Source organism: Stenotrophomonas sp. P5_B8 (assembly GCF_054049855.1).
The window spans coordinates 1-1,463 of the sequence record NZ_JBFULO010000656.1 but is presented as its reverse complement, the minus strand read 5'-3'; the positions used below and the strand labels follow the sequence as shown (position 1 = coordinate 1,463).

Sequence of the window (1,463 nt, the reverse complement as noted above, 5' to 3'; positions counted from 1 at the left end):
GAGTTCGCCAGCATGGGCCTGATGCTGGAGATCAGCCGCGGGTTGTCGATCAGCGAGACGCAGGTCGGTCATTTGATCAGCGCCTATGCCATCGGCGTGGTGGTCGGCGCCCCGGTGCTGGCCTTCGCCGGCGCCGGCTATGCGCGGCGCAGCCTGCTGCTGGCCCTGATGGCCTTCTACGCGGTGGGCAACCTGGCCAGCGCGCTGGCCCCGAACTACAGCACGATGCTGCTGGCCCGCTTCGTGGCCGGTCTGCCGCACGGCGCCTACTTCGGCGTGGCGATGCTGGTGGCCGCAGCGATCAGCCCGCCGGCGCAGCGCGGCGCGGCAATGTCCAAGGTGCTGCTCGGCCTGTCGGTGGCGATCCTGGTCGGCAATCCGCTGACCACCTGGCTCGGACAGCAGTTGAGCTGGCGCACCGCCTTCGCCCTGGTGAGCGTGCTTGCCATCGCCACGGTGGTGATGATCGCGCGCTTCCTGCTGCCCGACCCGGATGAGGTACGGACCTCGCCGATGCGCGAGCTGCGCGCCTTCAACCGGCCCCAGGTGTGGCTGGCGCTGGCGATCGGCTCGGTCGGCTTCGCCGGCATGTTCTGTGTGTTCACCTATCTTGCCCCGACCCTGGTCCAGGTGACCGGCCTGGCCGAGTCRTGGATGCCGCTGGCAGTGGGCATCTTCGGCGTTGGCGCGATCATCGGCAATGTCGCGGGCGGCTGGCTGGTGGACAAATTCCATTTCCGGGCCGCGGCAGTGGTGCTGCTGTGGTCGATCGTGGTGCTGCTGGCCTACCCGATGGCCGCGCAGTCGGTGTGGAGCCTGTTCCCGATGATCATCGCGGTGGGCACGATGGGGGCGCTGGCCGCGGTGCTGCAGACCCGGTTGATGGATGTGGCCGGTGAGGCGCAGACGCTTGCAGCCGCCTCCAATCATGCGGCGTTCAATACCGCCAACGCACTGGGACCGTGGCTGGGTGGCATGGCGATCGGGGCCGGCTTCAGCCCGGCAACGACCGGTTACGTCGGTGCGGCCACCGCACTGGGCGGCCTGCTGCTGTGGGGCGTGGCGGTGCTGGTGGACCGGCAGTCGCGTGCGAATGCGGCGGCGGCCTGCCGGTCCTGAGCCGAAGGCAGCCGACCCTGGGTCGGCGCTACCGGTGGTTCAGGCGCTTGCCCATGAAATCTGAGCGCACGGTGCGGGATTTTCCTATCATTGGGGGCTGACCCACCGCCGCACCGCAGGGTGCCGGCCGCTTTCTGGAACCCTTGATGACCCAGCTCTGGACCCCTTCGCACTGGGGTCGTCGCTTCACGCGCGCGCCGCACTGGCAACTGCGCCTGGCTGGCGCGCAGATCGAGCTGCAGGTGGATGACCGGGTGCTGCCAGTGCCGATCACCGCACCGCCCTCGGTGCAGCTGCGTCGAGGCGTGCTGTGGACACGCGTGATCCTGTTCCCGGGGCAGCCC

At 69.2% G+C, this 1,463-nt stretch carries 2 protein-coding genes; both read left to right on the top strand.

Going from position 1 to position 1,463, the window contains the following annotated elements; genetic code table 11:
- The coding region (locus tag ACXJKH_RS20415; protein WP_457322100.1) for an MFS transporter at positions 1-1,119 on the top strand (1,119 nt) is incomplete at its 5' end.
- Between the two features lie 146 nt (positions 1,120-1,265).
- A partial coding sequence (locus ACXJKH_RS20410) for a hypothetical protein (protein WP_457322098.1) occupies positions 1,266-1,463 on the top strand: 198 nt, incomplete at its 3' end.